This window comes from Simiduia aestuariiviva, assembly GCF_014192475.1.
Classification (GTDB): Bacteria; Pseudomonadota; Gammaproteobacteria; order Pseudomonadales; family Cellvibrionaceae; genus Simiduia; species Simiduia aestuariiviva.
Map to the genome: position 1 here is coordinate 24,555 of NZ_JACHXZ010000002.1, position 19,500 is coordinate 44,054.

A 19,500-nucleotide genomic window follows, 5' to 3' on the forward strand; every position below is an offset into this window, starting at 1 on the left:
GGCGCGATTTTACGCGCTGGCTAATCGCGCTTTGAGGTAACTTTCATAGTCGGGCACTTTGCGGTCAAAACTGCCTCTAAAAAGAGTGGAGGCAACCATCACGTCGGCAGAGCTGTGATTACAGGCCACTGGAATATTCCATACCGCGGCAATTCTCAGCAACGCTTTGACATCGGGATCGTGTGGCAGGGGTTCAAACGGATCCCAGAAAAATATTAGAAAATCAATTTTGCCTTCGGTGATGAGCGCGCCAATCTGTTGGTCGCCACCAAGTGGACCGCTAATTAATTTTCGTACCGGAAGGCCCGTTTCTTGTTCGATGATTGCGCCAGTTGTACCTGTGCCAAAGAGCGTATGGGGTGCCAAATCCTGTTGATGTTTTTTACACCAAGCAACCAGATCTTGCTTTTTGTTGTCGTGGGCTACCAACGCCACATTTTTAGTGGCGGCCATGGTCACGGTTTTTTGCTGCATGTGACTGTCCTAGATAGGGGAGGCTGAACCGCCATTGTAGCAGGCGGCACAAATTTTCGGCCAAAAAAAACCCGCGCAGAGCGCGGGCTAAGCGGTGCATCACACTTAACGAGGTGTAGATCCTTTGAGGCCATAAAACGCGATGTAGATGTAGCACAATAAAGGCAGTACAAAAGAAATTTGTAATCCAAAGCCGTCAGCTAGCATGCCCTGTAGCAGTGGCACCAGGGCGCCGCCAACAATTGCCAGACAAAGCAGGCCCGACCCATTGCTGGTGAGTCGACCAAGGCCGGTAATGGCTAGCGCGAAAATTGTTGGGAACATGATGGAGTTAAATAACCCCACGGCAAGAATGGTCCACATGGCGACAGTGCCCGTGGTGGCGATAGAGGTTGCGATTAGAATAACGCTGGCCGCGGCATTAAATGCGAGTACTTTCTGTGCGCTAACTTTTTGCATGACAGCGGCACCAATAAATCTGCCAACCATCGCACCTCCCCAATAGTAGGCGATATATTCAGCCGCTTTGGCTTCTTCCATGCCAGCCACGCTGGGTAGCGCGAAATAATTTACCAGCAAAGAACCGATGGCCACTTCTGCACCCACATAGAGGAATATTCCCACGGCACCAAAAACCAGATGCGGGTGATTCCAGATGGTGTCTTCTGTGCCCTGCACAACAGTGGCGTCGGGTGTGATCGCCGGCAGTTTAAGCCATGCAAATACGCCCGCCAGTACGAACAGTGCCAGTGCCAAGCCAATATATGGCAGTTGCACCGCGGCCGCTTCTTCTGCGTGATAGGCGTTGAGTTCCGTCGGCGAGAGGGCGGCAATCTGATCGGCGCCTAATACGGCCGCTGATAGAATCAAAGTGGCGCCAAAGAAGGGTGCTACTGTGGTGCCCAGAGAGTTGAACGCCTGGGTCATGGTGAGTCGGCTGGAGGCAGTGTCCTGCGGGCCCAACGCTGTGACATAGGGGTTGGCGGAAACCTGCAAAATAGTGATGCCCGCGGCGAGCACAAAAAGTGCGCCTAAAAACAAGCCGTAAATTCGCAAGCTGGCAGCGGGGTAGAACATGAGACAGCCCAGCCCTGCAATGAGTAGACCTAAAACAATGCCTCGCTTGAAGCCTATGCGCCTAACCAGCGCACCAGCAGGCATTGAAACCACAAAATAAGCGCCAAAAAAGCAAAACTGCACCAACATTGCCTGCGTGTAATTTAAGGAAAATACGCTTTTTAGGTGCGGAATTAGGATGTCGTTCAGGCAGGTCAAAAACCCCCACATAAAAAAGAGGCTAGTGAGCGCTGCCAGGGCGCCGGTATGCCGCTTGTTATCCCCTGAGCTGCTTAGGTGTTGGCTGGTGCTGCCCGCAGTGGTGGCCATATGTTGCTCCTAAAAATTATATTTATTGTCTCTTAATTGTTGTCTCTTAACCCTGATGCGCAGGGCGCCCGCTCGCCACCATATTACATTGAGAGTGGCCGCAGGCAATCAACGGTAGCTACCTTCTAATAAAATGACAGCGCTGTCAATGGTGTTTTGGGTAAAATCCCTGGTTTCTGCAACGGATTCACACTTGGCCTGCTGCTCCTCTGTGGCATAATAGGCAAAATCCAATTTTTACATACGCTTACGCATATTTAACGGGTGGCCGTCTGCATACGTATGAATTGCCAAATTGGGTGTTATTTGCACAGAATTAATTGACAGCGCTGTCAATTGGTAATTAAGCTTTGGTAATCAGGTGCATCAGTGCTCGCTTCTTTTGAGGGTGCGCTGGGCCGCAGCATATTTGAGGGGTGGGCTTTGCAAGCAACAGATTGGGTCATTTTTGGCGGTACTGGGGACTTGTCGATTCGCAAGCTTATGCCGGCGCTGTACCGCTGCGAGGGCGAAGGCCGAATGGTTGATGGCTCACGCGTGTTGGCGACTAGCCGAGGCAATGTGTCTCAGGACGATTTCGTCGCAAAAGTTAAGGCTGGATTGCAGAAATTCCTGACTGCCGGGGAGTTCGACGAGGCAATTTGGACTGCATTTGCCGCTCGACTGACTATTGTCAATGTGGATCTAAGTGACATTGACTCGTGGTCAGAGATGACCGAAACCTTGACGTCTTCAAGGGCGAATCCCGTTTATTACCTCGCGATACCCCCCAGCCTGTTTGGCGGCGTGTGTGCGACCTTGTCGACTTTGGGCTTGGTAAGTGAGGCAGCGCGCGTCATTGTAGAAAAGCCACTGGGATATGACCGCGAATCCGCGGAGGCCATTAACGGTGAAATTGGGCGCTATTTTACTGAATCACAGGTGTATCGTATTGATCACTATTTGGGCAAGGAGTCAGTACAAAATTTATTGGCACTGCGCTTTGCCAACCGCATGTTTGAAAACATTTGGGATGCCAACTCCATCGATCACGTGCAAATCACCTTGGCAGAATCAGTTGGGGTAGAAAGCCGTGGCGGATTCTATGACAGCGCCGGTGCAATGCGCGACATGGTGCAAAACCATTTGTTGCAATTGCTTTGTTTGGTGGCCATGGATCCACCTAACGCGCTCGACGCTGACAGTGTGCGCAGCGAAAAAATTAAAGTGTTGCGGTCGCTGCGCAAAATAACAGACGCCGATATAGCCAAGCACACAGTGCGTGCGCAATATGTGGATGGCGAAGTGGGCGGTAAGTCTGTGGATAGCTACGTGGGCGATCTCGGCCATCCAAGTCGCACGGAAACCTTTGTTGCTATTCGCGCCTTCGTCGATAACTGGCGCTGGAAAGGTGTGCCGTTTTACCTGCGCACCGGCAAGCGTATGAACGGCCGCTACGCAGAAATGGTGATTCAGTTTAAACCCGTTACCCACCCGTTATTTGGTCAAGAGCAGAATAACCAGCTGGTTATTCGATTGCAGCCCGAAGAACATATCTATATCAATCTCATGAGCAAGGACATTGCGAGTGCAGACGTAAAGTTGCGCCCCGTTGAATTTGAAATTGATTTGGCCGCCGAGTGCAATGCGCCCGTCGCTGACGCATATAAGCGACTGATGTTGGATGCTATGGCGGGCAACGGCACGCTGTTTGTGCATCGCGATGAGGTGGACCACGCATGGCGCTGGGCGGACCCCATTATTGCGGGTTGGAAGAAAAACCTAGCCTCACTGTCTTATTACGCCGCTGGTAGCAATGGCCCGGAGGCTGCTGAGCGATTAATAGCTGAAGATAATCGAAAATGGCATGTACAGGATTAATACGTGATAAACGAATATTTTTTTGAATCGCGCGATGCATTGTTGGCCCAGCTTCAGGCCGATATGTTGGCACAAGTAAGCGCAGTAATTGAGCAACAAAATGCGGCCAGTGTGCTGTTGTCCGGTGGCAGTACACCGGGTCCCGTTTACGAAGCGCTGGGCCACACATTAGATCGTCGAGTACAGGTTGCATTAGTCGATGATCGCTGGGTGGGGCTCGATCACAAAGGTAGCAATGAAGCACTTTTACGGCGTTGTTTTCCAGACCACACAGTGGTTGGAATGAAGGTCGATGAGGCCAAGCCCCAGGACGCGGTTGAAGAAGTCAATAACCGTTATCGGGCCTTAGCGCAGCCATTTGCGTTGACGTTATTGGGCATGGGGCCCGACGGTCATACCGCGTCTCTGTTTCCCTTTGCCGAAGGGCTTGATGGGGCGATGGCAAGCGATGCGCCTTTGTGTGCAGCCATCACCGCCACAGAGTCTGAGGTGACTGGCCCGTTGGTGGATCGTATGACGCTGACATTGCCCGCAATTTTAAACACTCGACGACTGATGTTGTTGATTACAGGTGAAGATAAGTTAGCGGTATATCAGGCTGCAAAGACGGCGAACGATCACAAGGCTATGCCCGTGGCGGCAGTGTTGCAGCAGTTCGATGTCGATGTCGATGTGTATTGGGCTAAATAGTCGCTCAAAGCGCCAAAACTCAAAATACACACAAAAAATTTCAAGACGCAAAAATGCGCAAGGGGTCACATGACAAACTTACCAAAAGTTGAGCTCAACGCAGTCGTAGCTCAAGTTACGGAAAATATACGAACGCGCAGTCGAGGCAGTCGAGCGGACTACCTCGCGCGCATGGAAGCGCAGGCCGAGCAGGGCCCGCATCGCAAGACGCTACCCTGTGGAAATTTGGCACACGGTTTTGCCGCTTGTGGGCCGACGGATAAAGACCTGCTGTCCCAATCGGACGTGCCGAATATCGCCATTGTATCGTCTTATAACGACATGCTCTCAGCGCATCAACCGTTTGAGGATACCCCCAAGCAGATTAAGAAAATCATTGCCGGCGCGGGAGGCGTTGCACAATTTGCCGGTGGTGTACCCGCTATGTGCGATGGCATTACGCAGGGTATGGCTGGCATGGAGTTGTCACTTTTTTCACGTGACGTTATTGCCATGTCCACGGCTATCGCCCTGTCTCACAATATGTTTGATGGCGCTTTGTGTTTGGGTGTGTGTGACAAAATTGTACCGGGTCTGTTGATTGGCGCATTGTCATTTGGTCACTTGCCCATGATTTTTGTGCCAGCCGGCCCAATGCCCTCAGGTTTACCTAACGATGAAAAAGCGCGCGTTCGCCAGCTGTTTGCGCAGGGTAAGGTGGGGCGCGAAGAATTATTGGCCGCGGAGAGTGCTAGCTATCATTCGCCTGGCACGTGCACCTTTTATGGCACCGCCAATTCCAACCAATTACTCATGGAAATTATGGGGTTGCACTTGCCGGGTGCATCATTTGTTAATCCCAATACCCCATTGCGTGAAGCACTTACTTCAGCAGCAAGCGAGCAGGTGTTGAAGTTGGTTAAAGGCGGTGATGATTATCGCCCATTGGCAAAAGTGGTTGATGAGCGCGCAATTGTAAATGCGGTCGTTGGGCTGTTGGCTACGGGAGGGTCCACTAATCACACCATGCATTTGGTGGCCATGGCCGCCGCTGCGGGTATTCAACTGACGTGGGATGACTTTTCTGCGCTGTCTTCAGTGGTGCCGTCGTTAACCAAAATTTATCCAAACGGCGTGGCAGATATTAATCATTTTCAGGCTGCAGGTGGCATGGCCTATTTAATAGGAACGCTCCTAGATGCCGGTTTGTTGCACGAAGACGTGTTGACGACCTATGCCGAAACTGGGCTGAACGCCTATCGTCAAGAACCGCAACTGCGTGATGGAAAATTGCGCTGGGTACCCGGTCCGGCGGAGTCGCACGATACCAGTGTGTTGCGCTCTGCTGCCGATCCATTTGCTGCCGACGGTGGCCTAAAAGTCTTAAAGGGTAATTTAGGGCGGGCGGTCATCAAGACCTCAGCAGTGAAGCCGGAATACCGAGTGCAAGAGGCGCCGGCGATTATCTTCCATAGCCAATCTGAATTCATTGAGGCCTTTCAGCGTGGAGAGTTGGATAAGGACTTTATCGCGGTGTTGCGCTATCAAGGGCCAAGAGCCAACGGTATGCCAGAGTTGCACAAGTTAGTACCCATACTGGGAAGCCTGCAGGACAAAGGCTTTAAAGTGGGTTTGGTTACCGATGGGCGCATGAGTGGTGCGTCGGGCAAGGTGGCGGCGGCGATTCATGTTACTCCTGAAGCCGCTGCAGGTGGCCTGATTGGTAAAATTCAAAATGGCGATGTTATTCGTATGGATGGCGAAGCGGGCACGTTAGATGTGCTGGTTGATGAGGCTGCGTTTGGTGCGCGCATCGCCACTATGCCAGACCTGAGTGGCAATCAGTACGGATGCGGCCGAGAGCTTTTTGCCGCCTTGCGCACACAAGTCACGGGTGCCGCAATGGGCGCACGTAGTTTTGACTTTGACGTCAGCGAGGCCGATCAATGAGTGCACTGGCTACCGTTAATAGTCCACTGGCCCAGACGGATGTATTTCCCTATGTGGTTGCCGATATCGGCGGCACTAATGCGCGTTGGGGGTTAGTTACCGGTGTGGATAGCGCCGGTAACTACAATATCGAAGCAATTCAAACCTTTGAAAATACATTGCACCCAAAGTTTGAAGATTCGCTTGCGGCGTATCTTGATAGCTTGAGGGGGGTGGAAGTAGCGCGCGTGTGTGTTGCGCTTGCAGGTCCCGTGTTGGGTGATCAAATAGAGATGACCAATATAAATTGGTCATTTTCCATTCGAGCAGTTGAAAAGGCTTTTTCACTGCGGAAATTACTTATTGTCAACGATTTTACTGCCTTGGCCTATGCCACCAGCGCGCTTTCGGAGGCCGATGTAATTCGGGTGAAACTCGGCACACAAAAAAATGCCCCGCGCGCGATCATCGGGCCCGGCACTGGCTTGGGCATGGCATCGCTGGTGCCGCTAGCTGGTAGATGGTTGCCTTTAAGTGGTGAGGGTGGACACACAGCCTTCGCTCCGCGTGGCGCTGAAGAGCTCGCATTGTGCGAACACTTGCAGCGTGAAATTGGCTACGTTTCAAAAGAAACGCTGTTATCCGGTGCGGGTATTGAGCGCATTTTCACGGGGTTAGCTGCGGTGCGTGGCCTCACTGTGGCGCCAATGTCAGCCGCAGAGATCAGTGGTATGGCAGCGCGCAAAGAGGATTCATTGGCGGTCGACACGCTCAACCTTTTTTGCGGCGTAATGGGGTCGGCAGCGGCTGACTTGGCGCTCACAGTCGGTGCCTTAGGTGGCGTTTATTTGGGCGGCGGAATACTGCCAAAAGTCCGTGAGTTTTTTCTGCAGAGCCCCTTCGTTGCGCGCTTTTGTGAAAAGGCGGTGATGTCCCACTACGTAGAGGACATTCCGGTATTTCTTATTGTGGCCGATGAGCCTGCGTTGATCGGCGCGGCGGCCTTGTTGGCCGAACATTCCTAATTCATGTTTAACACGAGCACATTTATGCACACTGCAATTGAACGCGTAGTCCAGGCCGCACCGGTGGTGCCGGTAATGGTGATCGAAAATATCGAACATGCCGTGCCTCTGGCAAAGGCATTGGTGGCGGGCGGATTGCCGGTTTTGGAGATTACCTTGCGCACCGAGTGTGCGCTGGAAGCCATTCGCTTGATTAAACGAGAGGTTGACGGTGCCATCGTAGGTGCAGGCACTGTCAATACGCCAGCCGACGTCGACCGAGCTGTGGCGGCAGGCTCTGAGTTCTTGGTATCCCCCGGCTCGACGCCAGATCTCATTGATGCGGCAATCGCATCCGGCGTGCCCATATTGCCGGGCGTCAATTCACCCAGTGAAGTGATGGCATTGATGGCGCGTGGTTTCAAGTATTTGAAGTTTTTTCCGGCAGAGGCTGCCGGTGGCGTGCCCATGCTGAAATCCATAGGTGGGCCACTGCCGCAGGTAAAGTTTTGTCCGACCGGTGGCGTTAGCTTGAAAAATCTTAGCAGTTACCTGTCATTGCCGAATGTGGTGTGTGTGGGCGGATCGTGGATGGCGCCGGTAGAGCTGATGCGCAGCGGTGATTGGTCTGCAATCGAAACCTTGGCGCGTGAAGCGCGTGCAGCGGCAGAGCAGTAATTTAATCATTGGTGCAAAGTTTATAGCGGGAATTAACGCAAATTTCCCGCGCGCACAACGGACCTATCCGTTGAATAGATTCCAGAGTCGGACCACCGACCATAACGTGTTTGGCCACCCGCGGTGCCAAATTACTTAAAGCAATTTGAACTAAGACAAGTTTCAGGGGTTAAAAATGATTAAGGTCGCAATTAACGGTTATGGACGCATTGGACGCAATACCTTGCGTGCACTCTATGAAAGTGCGCTGGCCGATCAGATTAAAATCGTCGCTATTAATGACTTGGGTGATGCCAAACTCAATGCGCACTTAACACGCTACGATACTGTGCATGGAAAATTTTCCGGCACTGTTGAAGTTGATGGTAATGCCTTGATTATCAATGGCGATGTCATTCAAATTTTTTCAGAGCGCGACCCAAAGAATTTACCTTGGGGGCGGCTTGGCGTCGATGTCGTGTATGAGTGCACGGGCATTTTTACTAGCAAGGCCAAGGCGGGGGCACACATTCAAGCAGGTGCCAAAAAAGTTATTATTTCTGCGCCGGCTGCCGATGCTGATATCACTGTCGTCTATGGTGTGAATCACGACAAATTAACTAAAGATCATCAGATAATATCCAATGCCTCGTGCACCACTAACTGCCTGGCACCCATCGCCAAGGTGTTGAACGATAGCATTGGCATTGAGCAGGGCATGATGACCACGGTGCATGCCTATACTAATGATCAAAAACTAAACGATGTTTATCACGAAGATTTGTACCGGGCCCGAAGCGCCACTCAGTCAATGATTCCAACCAAAACCGGGGCTGCCAGCGCAGTCGGACTGGTATTGCCAGAGCTAAATGGCAAACTCGATGGAATGGCTGTGCGGGTGCCCACAATCAACGTCAGCTTGGTGGATTTTAACTTCCTTGCCAGCCGAGACACCTCTATCGAGGAAATTAACGCTTTAATTAAGCAGGCCAGTGCTGGTGCTATGGTAAATGTGCTGGGTTACAATGATGAGCCTTTGGTCAGCATTGACTTCAATCACAACACCCATTCTTCGGTATTTGACGCCAGCCAAACCAAGGTGAGTGGAAGGTGGGTCAAGGTAATGAGTTGGTATGACAACGAATGGGGTTTTTCAAACCGCATGCTCGATAACACCATTGCCTTGATGAATGCCAAGTAACAAAGTCAAGTAATAGTGCCAAAGCCGTGTCAGTGCACGGCTTTTCATTTGAGCGCTGCTTGGCGGCAGTGAATTTCGCGGGGCCATTCGGTTCCGCACACAAAGATAAATAACGGAATGGCTATGTTGCGAAGAACAAAAATTGTATCCACCCTGGGCCCAGCAACCGATGATCCTGCGGTGCTAGAAAAATTGATTGTCGCCGGCGTGGATGTTGTTCGTTTAAACTTCTCCCACGGGCAGCCGGAAGACCACCAGCTAAGAGCTGATCTCGTACGTGAGTTAGCCGCTAAACACAATCGCCATGTTGCCGTCTTGGGCGACCTCCAGGGTCCAAAGATTCGTATTGCCCGCTTTAAAGAAGGCAAAATAGAGCTGCAAAAAGGCGATAAATTTTTCTTGGATGCTGCGCTGGATGTTAATGCCGGCGATCAGCAGGGTGTGGGTATCGATTACAAAGAGCTGCCCACAGATTCTCGCTCGGGTGATGTGCTGCTGCTAGACGATGGTCGTGTGGTGTTTGAAGTGGACCAAGTCGTTGGCTCCAGGATTTTCTGCACTGTCACAGTGGGTGGCGTGCTGTCTAACAATAAAGGTATCAATCGCCAAGGGGGCGGCCTGTCAGCCCCAGCGCTGACCGACAAAGATCACCGCGATATAGAGCTGGCCGCGAAAATTGGCGTGGATTATTTGGCGGTGTCTTTTCCCCGTAAAGCCAGCGATATTCATCGCGCGCGCGATCTACTGGTTCGCGCCGGCGGCAATGCCCGCATTGTAGCCAAAATTGAACGCGCAGAAACCGTTAACGATACCGACTGTCTGGATGACATTATTTGCGCGTCCGATGCAGTCATGGTTGCGCGTGGTGATTTGGGTGTTGAAATTGGTGATGCAGCGCTGATTGGTGTTCAGAAAGATCTTATTTCACGCGCGCGCAAACTGAACAAGGTTGTCATCACTGCGACGCAGATGATGGAGTCGATGATCAATAGCCCCTTGCCGACGCGCGCAGAAGTATTCGATGTGGCAAATGCCGTGTTGGATGGAACTGATGCAGTGATGTTGTCAGCGGAGACCGCTGCGGGCAAATACCCTGTTGAAACAGTCGAGGCCATGGCGCGCGTTATTCTGGGCGCGGAAACTCATCCTAAGGCCGTGTCCTCTGTGGATTCCTTCGATGTTAATTTGGCGTCGGTGGATCAGGCTATCGCCATTTCTGCGATGTTTGCCGCCAGTCGCATGCAGGGCGTTAAGGCCATTATTTGTATGACCGAATCGGGTAGCACGCCCTTGTTGATGTCCCGTATTCGCAGCGGCTTACCCATATTTGCATTTTCCCGTCAGCCGGAAACGCAGGCGCGCGTGGCACTGTTTCGCGGTGTGCATACGATACCATTTGATAACGAAAAAGTGGCCAGTGAGCTGGTTAACCAAAGCGCTGTGGACGAGCTCAAGTCTCGCGGGATCGTCGCGGATGGCGATTTGGTGGTGATAACCAAGGGCGACTTTATGAACGTCTTGGGTGGTACTAACACCATGAAAATTGTGCGTGTGGGGCAGGCTGTAAAATAGGTGCGTTATGCGGCCGCGCACCATCTGGTGGGCGGCTAATTTGGTATCTGCAGAGATAGGAAATCGTGCGTGGCAAAGGCAACTATTGATGATGTGGCGGCATTGGCCGGTGTGTCGATAAAGACCGTATCCCGTGTCGTCAATCGCGAACCCAATGTTCGCGCGGCAACAAGAGACAAAGTGCAGCAGGCGATTGATAAGTTGGGGTATCACCCCAGTCAGTCGGCTCGAAGTTTGGCAAGCAACCGCTCTTTCCTGATTGCATTGTTGTACGACAACCCTTCAGCCAGTTACGTTATTGACGTACAAAACGGCATTTTGGCCGAATGTAAACCTGCGGGATACGATTTGCTTATCCACCCTTGCGATCACACCGACGGGGATTTGGAGCAGCAGGTCGCGAATCTTATTCGGCAGTCGCGAGTAGATGGTGTGGTGCTAACTCCGCCTCTATCTGACAATGAAAACCTTGTGCGCAGGCTTATTGGAATGCATATTCCGGTGGTGGTGATAGCGCCGGCAGATGATAGCTTACCGTGCTCGAGTGTCATGACGAACGACGAAGAGGCCGCATTCGCAATGACCACCCGTCTCATTGAGAAAGGCCATCAGCGCATCGGCTATATTTTGGGTCACCCAGACCACAAGGCCATGGCTAATCGGTACCAAGGGTACCGAAAGGCGTTGATGTATCAGGGAATTCCCGTGGACGCCAAGTTAGTGGTGCAAGGCCTTAATAGTTTCGAGTCGGGTTACTATGCAGCGGAAAAACTGTTGTTGTCCAATAATCCACCGTCAGCAATTTTCGCGTCAAATGACGAAATGGCTGCAGGCGCCATTAAATTAGCCCATAAATTAGGGCGTAAAATTCCCAGTGAGGTGGCGGTCGCAGGGTTCGATGATATTCCTGCCGCTGAACAAATATGGCCCGGTTTGACCACTGTTCGGCAGCCCATCGCCACCATGGCCCAACAAGCCGCGCAATTGTTATTATTGCAATTAAAGTCTGCAGACACCCCCGTTCAGTATCAGCGTGTAAAGTCTTCGCTAATCCAGCGCGAATCTGTGTAAGCCCACCGATTTATAGCAACTCACTATCGTCCAAAAAATTGTCTTCACGCTGCTGAAGGTGGGAGCGCAGCCGCTCTCGGTCGAGTAGTTTTTTCTGGACAACTGGCGGTAGATCGGTAAATAAAATCAAATTTTTATTCACCAGCAGGTGTATCAAATCCTCTGTGACCCTGGCTATGTCCTGATCAGACTCCGCCAGCGCGCGCTTGTAGGCATCCGGTGCGGGGTGAGTGGATTGGGCTAAAAAACGCTCAACCTCTGGGTGGTCGCTGGAAAGCTGCTCGCTGGCTTCGTCTGCGGTGCCGTGAAGGCTGACGATTCGACCCATTGTGTCGCGTTTTACGAAGGGCATATGTTGACCTATAACGGGGCTTAATAGACTATGCTGAGTTAACGTGTACACAAGAGCATAGCAATGAATTCAGAGGCCTTGGTAGATCCGAACCCTGACATTAGCACCCAACATCAAGATCCGCTGCTCGATTGTTTATTAATGTTGGCCAAGCGCGAGCACCATCAGTGCTCCGCCACGTCGCTGATTGCCGGTTTACCTCTCGTCAATAACTGTTTAACCCCAGAGTTATTCGTGCGCGCCGCTAAACGTGCCGGCTTGTCCGCTAAAGTCGTGCAGCGCAAACTCGATGCTATCCCCTCCTTGGTTTTGCCTGTGGTTCTATTGTTGGAGGAAAATCAGGCGGTTATTTTGCTGGAGCGACTGCCAAGCGGTGAGTTGCGACTACTCGACAGCCACTCGGAAGGGGAGATCATCACTACAGAGTCAGAATTGGCTGCAAGCTATAGCGGTTACAGCATCTACTGCAAACCTGAGCACCGCTATGATGAACGCACGGAAAACCTGTCTAAAGATCATCAAGGTCACTGGTTTTGGCGTGTCATTGGCCAGTCTTGGCGGATCTATCGCGATGTGCTGATTGCCTCTGTATTAATTAATCTATTTGCCTTGGCAAACCCGCTGTTTGTGATGAATGTCTATGATCGGGTAGTGCCTAACGATGCGTTGGAAACCTTGTGGGTTTTGGCTATCGGTGTTTGTTTGGTGTACGGCTTTGACTTGATACTTAAATTACTGCGCAATTATTTTATTGAGGTGGCCGGTAAAAAGGCCGATGTGCAGTTGTCTGCATTTATATTCGAGCGCGTGTTGGGTGCACGGTACGAAGCGCACCCGCAGTCGGTCGGCGTTTTTGCCAGCCAACTGCGCGATTTTGAATCCATACGCAGCTTTATCACCAGCACAACGGTCACCGCATTTGTGGATTTGCCCTTTACGCTGCTTTTTTTGTTGGTCATTGGGTATATCGGCGGGCCATTGGTGTGGGTTCCCTTGGCCGCCATTCCCGTCATTCTGTTATTTTCGCTGGTTATGCAACGCAAACTGGGCGTGGCCGTCGAGGAAACCTACCGTTCTTCGGCGCAAAAGAATGCCACATTGGTGGAGACGTTAACCGCGCTTGAGACCGTGAAATTGATTGGCGCAGAAGGCAAATTGCAGCGCCTGTGGGAAAAATCTGTGGGCCACCTGGCGCAATGGGGGCAGCAGGTTCGGCTATTGTCAGCCACCACAACAGTGGGGGCTGGCGCCATCCAGCAACTCGCTGCAGTGGTGCTAGTGATCGTTGGGGTGTACGAAATCGCGGCGAAAGACCTCACCATGGGCGGCCTCATTGCCTGTGTTATGTTGTCGGCAAGGGCCATGGCCCCCATGGCTCAAGTGGCAGGCTTAATGGTGAACTACCATCAAACCAAAACCGCCTTGGACTCCTTAGAAGAAATCGTTAGCAAGCCGCAGGAGCGCAATGAGCAAAAGCCTTTTGTTCAGCGCAATGACATCCGTGGGGCCATCGCGTTTGACGCCGTGAATTTTGCCTATCCAGAAGAAAAACAGTGGGCCGTGCACAATGTCAGTTTCAAAATTGCGCCGGGTGAGCACGTGGCCATTATTGGCCGGATTGGTTCCGGAAAAAGTACCGTCCAAAAACTGATGACGGGCTTGTATCGACCAACCCAGGGCGCGGTGCTGGTGGATGGCATTGATCTCAGTCAGGTTGATCCGTCTGAGTTGCGCGCGCACATTGGCTCTGTGCCGCAAGACGTCACACTGTTTTTCGGCACTATTCGCGAGAATATTGTCTATGGAAATCCATTAGCCACGGATGCCGATCTTCTGCGCGCAGCTGAGTTGAGTGGCGTTGCTGAGTTTGCCAACCGACATCCCCAGGGGCTCGACCGTCAAGTGGGTGAGCGAGGTGCCGCTTTGTCTGGTGGACAGCGACAAAGTATTGCGATTGCCAGAGCCATCTTGAACGCGCCGCCGATCTACATTCTGGACGAACCTAGCACCGCCATGGATAACAGCACAGAAGAGCGTTTGAAGCGCCACCTGACGGATTTAACTGAAGGGCGCACCCTTATTGTGGTGACGCATAAAACCTCACTGTTGTCACTGGTGGATCGAATCATCGTCTTGGATCAAGGTCGATTGGTGGCCGATGGACCGAAAGACGCGGTGTTAGAAGCATTGAAGAAGGGGCAGTTACGTGTTGCGACGGCTCACTGAATGGCGGCGCTTTATCGGCGCTGAGGAAGATCCTGCGGAGCGACCGCAGTATGAGGAAGATCTCAATTACATGAATTCGTCGGCTGCAGCGGTGCTGCAGCAGTCGCCCAAGGGTGGGCAGATCCTGTTGTGGGCGATTTTAGCCTTTGTACTTCTGATATTGGTGTGGGCCGCTATGGCCGCGGTGGATGAATTTACCCGGGGCGAAGGGCGCGTTATCCCATCGCAAAAGCTGCAGGTCATCCAAAACCTTGAAGGCGGCATCGTGCAAGAGATATTTGTGCGCGAAGGTGAAATGGTCACCCGTGGGCAGCCGTTATTGCGTATCGATGACACGCAATTCAGTTCATCGTTTCAAGAGACAGACGTCACCTTGGATCAGTTGACCGCAAAGGTCGCGCGCCTAGAAGCGGAAGCCGCAGGGGAAGAGTTTGCCCCCGAGGGGATCGAAGGTGTCGATCCGCAATTTGTGGCGCAAGAGATCGCCTTGTATTCAAGTCGCAAGCTTGAACGCAAAACCAATGAGCGAGTGATCCGCGAACAGTTGCTACAAAAAGAGCAGGAAATGAGCGAGTTGGTTGCGCGCACTAACCAACTGGAGCGCAGTTACAAGCTGCTGGAGAGCGAATTGAATCTCACTCGGCCACTGGTGGCAGACGGCGCCGTGTCTGAGGTGGAAATGCTGCGCCTTGAGCGCCAAGGCAACGATTTGCTCGGTGAGTTGGAGGCTGCGCAGTTATCAATTCCCCGGGCTCGGGCGGCTATCGACGAAGTCAAAGAAAAGCTGGAGGCCAGCCGACTGGTATTTCAGTCGGAGGTGCAGTCTGAGCTGGCTGAGGTGCGCGGTGAATTATCCCGTCAGATTCAATCCAGTAAGGCCGCTGAAGATCGCGTAAAGCGGACATTGGTGCGCTCTCCTGTCGCCGGCACCGTCAAGCAGATGATGGTAGATACTATTGGTGGTGTGATCCGTCCAGGGGTAGATATCGTAGAGATTGTGCCAAGTGAAGATAAATTATTGGTAGAGGCTAGAATTAGACCGTCTGATATTGCGTTTATCAGCCCCGGCCAAGTGGCCAACGTTAAGGTCACCGCCTATGACTTTGCCATCCATGGCGGCCTGTCTGGCAGGGTAGTTAATATCAGCCCCGACACCATCGTGGATGAAGAGGGTGATAGCTATTATTTGGTGCGCGTGGAAACGGACGCAGCCTTTGTGGGCACCGAAGAGCAATTGATGCCGATCATTCCCGGCATGGTCGTCAGCGTGGATATCCTCACTGGCAAAAAAACCATACTAGACTATCTTCTTAAGCCAATACTAAAAACTAAGCAGTTGGCATTAAGGGAGCGCTAAGTCTCTCGGTGCAGGGACCATTTTTATAGCCAAAACCTTAAGAATAGCGATCGACTTCGCGTTTTTTGTCTTAAAAATGGCAGGTTTTAACCTGTCACTTGCCTATTCCATAAGAGAATATACCCTAGCGTTGGAATAACCTTGCGTGTTGCAAGGGTGTTATTCGTAAATTTAGGTGTCTGAAATAACCGTTGGGTTATATAAAAACGCACTTTAGGAAGTTTTATTAAGCCAAAATTGCATTCTGGCGCCAAAGAATGTGAAATTGGTCACATTACAAATCATTCAAAAGAATGAGCTAGATGGACCTTTAGGAGCTTTAGTAGCAAATGATCGCAATTCGTTCGCTTATCGTCGCCAGCGTCATGTGGGGCGTCGCGGCTTCCAGTCACGCTATATCACTTCAAGATGCGGTGAAGCATACTCTGGAATCCCATCCAGAAATTCTCGCTGCTCGCCATGAAATCAATGCGCGCAAGGCTGAAGTTCGACTGGCCAAATCGGGGTTTTTGCCTCGGTTAGATGCCACAGCCGGCGTGGGTTACGAGGAAACCCGCAAGCCCAGCACCCAAGATGACGTCATCAGGCTCACCCGCAACGAACTGTCGTTGCAGGCCAGGCAAATGGTGTTCGACGGGTTTGCGACATCCGATGAAGTTGACCGCCAGACCGCTCGGGTTGATAGCGCATCCTATCTGGCCCTCGCATCGACCGAGTCCGTCACACTGCGCACCGCAGAAGTGTACCTAAACCTGCTGCGCCAGCTGGATCTCATGAAACTGGCCAAAGAAAACCTTAAGCAGCATCAGAACATCTATGACCAAATGGTTTTGCGCAACCGCTCTGGGGTTGGCAGTCGAGCCGATTTGGATCAAATCTCGGCGCGCTTGGCGCTGGCGAACAGCAACTTGGTCGTGGCGGAAAATAACTTACTGGACGCACGCACCAACTTTTACCGTGTGGTCGGATTCCTGCCCGATACCAACTCCATGACCATGCCGGATCAAAGCTTACCGTTGCCCGCCACCATGGAGGCCGCGGTCGGTCAGGCACTGGAGCGCCATCCAACCCTGTTGTCGGCTGTGGCCGATGTGAACGCAGCACAAGCCCAGTATGAAGCCTCAGACAGCAGCTACTGGCCGCAAATTCAGCTGGAAGCGGACAAGCGGTTGGACAACAACATAGGCGGCGTTGAAGGCGAGGATGAAAATCTGATTGTCGCCTTGCGCATGCGTTACAACCTCTTCAATGGCGGCGCCGATAAGGCCCGTCGCAGCCAAACGGCCTACCTGTTGGAAGAGGCGCGCGAGATTCGCAACAACACCCACCGTCAGGTGGTCGAAAGCATGCGTTTGTCCTGGAGTAACTACGAGGCAGTGAGTAGCCAATTGCGCTACCTGCAAGAGCATGTGCGCGCGGCAACCTCGACCCGCAAGGCCTACCAGCAGCAATTCAATATTGGTCGGCGCACACTTTTAGATCTATTAAACACTGAAAATGAAGTATTGGATTCTAAAAGGGCATTGATTGGTGCCAATTATGATCGACTATTTGCGCAATACCGAATTTTGAATGCCATGGGCGATCTAACGGCCTATTTAAGTGGTGATTAGCCGCTAAACTGTTAGATGTTGTAACTCGGCTATGGCCGAACCATAACCGGGCACTGCTCGGTGTTTTCGTATTTTGAGGTGAGCTATGGCTAACGCGTTCTCAGCAACTGTAACCCTAACCCGAATCATGGCTGTGCAGGGGGATGCGTGGGTTACCGATGCGAATGGGGAGCGACGTCCGCTTTCCGCCAACGACGTCGTGGCGTTGAATGAATGGCTCACCACTGGCCCCAATGCTGTGCTGTTAATGGCCGTAGGTGAAGGTGCCATTGTCACCTTGGGTCAAAATGAAACTCTGCGCTTTGACAAGGCGTTTCTCGCTGAGCTCGACAAGCAAGCGGAAGAGGGTAGCCTGCAAGCGGGCGTTAACTTTGAAGCCATTGAACAGGCCTTGGAAGAGGGGCGGAGCCTCGACGAAGTACTGCCAGCCGCGGCGGCCGGCAATCAGGTGTTTGGTAGCGGAGACAGTGCTGGCACAGGCGGCATTCGCGTCGATCTCACCGCCGAGCGCGTAACCCCAGAAAGCGGCTTCGAAACGTCCACCATCGGATATGACTCCAACCGCCGGTTTGAAGACATTGGCGGTCGAGACAGCGACGGCTTTGGCGCAACGCCCGCGCCCCAATTGTCCATTAATCCGCTGGCTATCGATGACATTATCAATGCCCAAGAGCAAAGCCAGCCGTTGACGCTGACGGGCAACGCCGCCAATGTGCCCGATGGTGGTTTGGTCACCGTCTCGTTTAATGGCAATAGCTATCAGGCGCAAGTCGCCAACGGCCAGTGGAGTGCCACGGTACCCGCTGCCGACCTGCTCGCAGCAGCAGATGGTCAATACAATCTGACCGTCAATGCGGGCTCCGTTCAGGCTATTCGTAGTTTTGGTATCGATACCCAAGCCGATGCCACCATTAATTTCACATCCGCGGTCACCGCCGATAATCGCCTGAGTCAAGATGAAGCGGCAGGCCCTGTGGTCATTACGGGTAGCGTGACCGGTGATTTCAGCACCGGTGATCTCGTCAGTCTTGCCATTAACGGTGTCAATTACACCGGTGCAGTGGATGCCAGTGGTAACTTCAGCATCGAAGTGGCCGGTGCCGATTTACAGGCCGATCCCGATCAGACCATCAGCGCCAGCTTTACCGCCACCGATGCAGCCGGCAATAGCCAGCAAGTCTCCAGTCAGCTTGCCTATCAAGTGCAAGGGCCAAACACGGCCGGCTCGGTAGCGATCAGCGGCAACGCTGTTGAAGATGAAACACTAACGGCGACTATCAGCGACGCCAACGGCGCCACGGGCGCTGTCACTTATCAATGGTTCGCCGACGGCGTGGCCATTGTCGGTGCTACCGGCAGTACCTTAACCCTTACCGATGCGGAGGTGGGCAAATCCATCACCGTGCAGGCTAGCTATACCGATGACGAGGGCTTCTCAGAAAGCCCTAGTTCGACGGCTACAGCGGCGGTAGTTGCCGTCAACGACGGCGCAAACGTGACCATTACAGGCACGCCTCAAGAAAATGAAACCTTAACCGCAAACGTCAGCGATCCAGACGGCGCCACCGGACCCATTGCCTACCAATGGTACGCAGACGGCGTCGCCATCGGCGGCGCGACCGGCAACACCTATACCTTGACCGGCGCACAGATCGGTAGCGCCATTACCGTACAGGCGACTTACACCGATGATCAGGGGTTTGCAGAAAGCCCTCTATCGACGGCCACAGGCGCTGTTGTTGCGGCCAATATTGCCCCGGTAGCGAACGATGACACAGCGATTATCACCGACGAAGACACGGCGGTTAGCAATATCGACGTGCTCGGCAATGACACCGACGCAGATGGCGATAGCCTGACCGTGACGGCAGCGAGTGCCACCAACGGCTCAGTCACCATCAACCCCGACGGCACCTTGAGCTACACCCCGAACACCAACTACAACGGTGCCGACACCATCAGCTACACCATCAGCGATGGCCGGGGTGGTACGGACACGGCAACGATTGCTGTGACCGTGAATGCGGTGAGTGACGCGGCGGCGATCACGGTGACGGCCACCGACACCGCGGTGACCGAAGATGACGCGGGCAACAACACCGCGAGCGGCACCGTGAGCATTACCGATG

The 19,500-nt window shown here is 52.7% G+C and carries 15 protein-coding genes; 12 read left to right on the forward strand and 3 right to left on the reverse strand.

The window, feature by feature from the left end; translation table 11 throughout:
* Positions 1 to 9 precede the first annotated feature (9 nt).
* Together FHS30_RS05730 and FHS30_RS05735 are read right to left on the reverse strand one after the other, a co-directional pair.
* Positions 10 to 474, reverse strand: a complete 465-nt coding sequence (locus FHS30_RS05730; RefSeq protein ID WP_183909320.1) for a methylglyoxal synthase — start codon at positions 472 to 474, stop codon at positions 10 to 12.
* A gap of 105 nt (positions 475 to 579) precedes the next feature.
* Positions 580 to 1,860 (reverse strand): sugar MFS transporter, encoded by a 1,281-nt coding sequence (locus FHS30_RS05735; protein ID WP_183909322.1) that lies wholly within the window; start codon positions 1,858 to 1,860, stop codon positions 580 to 582.
* A 423-nt stretch (positions 1,861 to 2,283) separates the two neighbouring features.
* On the opposite strand from FHS30_RS05735, the gene zwf reads away from it, so the two are divergent.
* From zwf to FHS30_RS05775, 8 genes are all read left to right on the forward strand, one after another.
* Positions 2,284 to 3,720 (forward strand): glucose-6-phosphate dehydrogenase, encoded by a 1,437-nt coding sequence (gene zwf, locus FHS30_RS05740; protein WP_183909324.1) that lies wholly within the window; start codon positions 2,284 to 2,286, stop codon positions 3,718 to 3,720.
* Positions 3,721 to 3,723: 3 nt separating this feature from the next.
* Positions 3,724 to 4,410: a 6-phosphogluconolactonase gene (pgl, locus tag FHS30_RS05745; protein WP_183909326.1), complete on the forward strand. Its 687-nt coding sequence runs from the start codon at positions 3,724 to 3,726 to the stop codon at positions 4,408 to 4,410.
* A 69-nt stretch (positions 4,411 to 4,479) separates the two neighbouring features.
* On the forward strand, positions 4,480 to 6,339 hold the full coding sequence (gene edd, locus FHS30_RS05750) for a phosphogluconate dehydratase (protein ID WP_183909328.1): 1,860 nt from the start codon (positions 4,480 to 4,482) through the stop codon (positions 6,337 to 6,339).
* Positions 6,336 to 7,343 carry a glucokinase gene (gene glk / locus FHS30_RS05755; RefSeq protein WP_183909330.1) on the forward strand — a complete coding sequence of 336 codons (1,008 nt, stop codon included), beginning with the start codon at positions 6,336 to 6,338 and terminating at the stop codon, positions 7,341 to 7,343. The genes edd and glk overlap by 4 nt, the downstream gene beginning before the upstream one ends.
* 24 nt (positions 7,344 to 7,367) lie before the next feature.
* Complete coding sequence (locus FHS30_RS05760; protein WP_183909332.1) at positions 7,368 to 8,000, forward strand: bifunctional 4-hydroxy-2-oxoglutarate aldolase/2-dehydro-3-deoxy-phosphogluconate aldolase; 633 nt, start codon at positions 7,368 to 7,370, stop codon at positions 7,998 to 8,000.
* A gap of 175 nt (positions 8,001 to 8,175) precedes the next feature.
* A complete protein-coding gene (gene gap / locus FHS30_RS05765) occupies positions 8,176 to 9,180 on the forward strand; it encodes a type I glyceraldehyde-3-phosphate dehydrogenase (protein ID WP_183909335.1) in 1,005 nt (334 codons plus the stop codon).
* Between the two features lie 123 nt (positions 9,181 to 9,303).
* Positions 9,304 to 10,752, forward strand: a complete 1,449-nt coding sequence (gene pyk, locus FHS30_RS05770; protein WP_183909337.1) for a pyruvate kinase — start codon at positions 9,304 to 9,306, stop codon at positions 10,750 to 10,752.
* A 69-nt stretch (positions 10,753 to 10,821) separates the two neighbouring features.
* The gene (locus tag FHS30_RS05775; protein WP_183909339.1) at positions 10,822 to 11,823 is read left to right on the forward strand and encodes a substrate-binding domain-containing protein; all 1,002 of its coding nucleotides are present in this window, start codon (positions 10,822 to 10,824) and stop codon (positions 11,821 to 11,823) included.
* Positions 11,824 to 11,833: 10 nt separating this feature from the next.
* On the opposite strand, the gene FHS30_RS05780 is transcribed toward FHS30_RS05775, so the two are convergent.
* Entirely contained in the window at positions 11,834 to 12,175 is a 342-nt protein-coding gene (locus tag FHS30_RS05780) for a hypothetical protein (protein WP_183909341.1), read from the reverse strand.
* Between the two features lie 63 nt (positions 12,176 to 12,238).
* Here FHS30_RS05780 and FHS30_RS05785 point away from each other — a divergent pair, with 63 nt between their 5' ends.
* The 4 genes from FHS30_RS05785 to FHS30_RS05800 form a co-directional block, all read left to right on the forward strand.
* Complete coding sequence (locus FHS30_RS05785) at positions 12,239 to 14,401, forward strand: type I secretion system permease/ATPase (protein WP_183909343.1); 2,163 nt, start codon at positions 12,239 to 12,241, stop codon at positions 14,399 to 14,401.
* A complete protein-coding gene (locus FHS30_RS05790) occupies positions 14,382 to 15,758 on the forward strand; it encodes an HlyD family type I secretion periplasmic adaptor subunit (RefSeq protein ID WP_343048927.1) in 1,377 nt (458 codons plus the stop codon). The genes FHS30_RS05785 and FHS30_RS05790 overlap by 20 nt, the downstream gene beginning before the upstream one ends.
* Before the next feature lie 329 nt (positions 15,759 to 16,087).
* Positions 16,088 to 17,371 (forward strand): TolC family outer membrane protein, encoded by a 1,284-nt coding sequence (locus FHS30_RS05795; protein ID WP_183909345.1) that lies wholly within the window; start codon positions 16,088 to 16,090, stop codon positions 17,369 to 17,371.
* An 85-nt stretch (positions 17,372 to 17,456) separates the two neighbouring features.
* The coding region (locus tag FHS30_RS05800) for a retention module-containing protein (protein WP_183909347.1) at positions 17,457 to 19,500 on the forward strand (2,044 nt) is incomplete at its 3' end.

Bases quoted from the DNA above. Each gene is read 5' to 3' on its own strand.
- FHS30_RS05730 (WP_183909320.1), bottom strand. From the start codon at position 474: ATGCAGCAAAAAACCGTGACCATGGCCGCCACTAAAAATGTGGCGTTG.
- FHS30_RS05735 (WP_183909322.1), bottom strand. From the start codon at position 1,860: ATGGCCACCACTGCGGGCAGCACCAGCCAACACCTAAGCAGCTCAGGG.
- edd (WP_183909328.1), top strand. From the start codon at position 4,480: ATGACAAACTTACCAAAAGTTGAGCTCAACGCAGTCGTAGCTCAAGTT.
- glk (WP_183909330.1), top strand. From the start codon at position 6,336: ATGAGTGCACTGGCTACCGTTAATAGTCCACTGGCCCAGACGGATGTA.
- FHS30_RS05760 (WP_183909332.1), top strand. From the start codon at position 7,368: ATGCACACTGCAATTGAACGCGTAGTCCAGGCCGCACCGGTGGTGCCG.
- gap (WP_183909335.1), top strand. From the start codon at position 8,176: ATGATTAAGGTCGCAATTAACGGTTATGGACGCATTGGACGCAATACC.
- pyk (WP_183909337.1), top strand. From the start codon at position 9,304: ATGTTGCGAAGAACAAAAATTGTATCCACCCTGGGCCCAGCAACCGAT.
- FHS30_RS05780 (WP_183909341.1), bottom strand. From the start codon at position 12,175: ATGCCCTTCGTAAAACGCGACACAATGGGTCGAATCGTCAGCCTTCAC.
- FHS30_RS05785 (WP_183909343.1), top strand. From the start codon at position 12,239: ATGAATTCAGAGGCCTTGGTAGATCCGAACCCTGACATTAGCACCCAA.
- FHS30_RS05795 (WP_183909345.1), top strand. From the start codon at position 16,088: ATGATCGCAATTCGTTCGCTTATCGTCGCCAGCGTCATGTGGGGCGTC.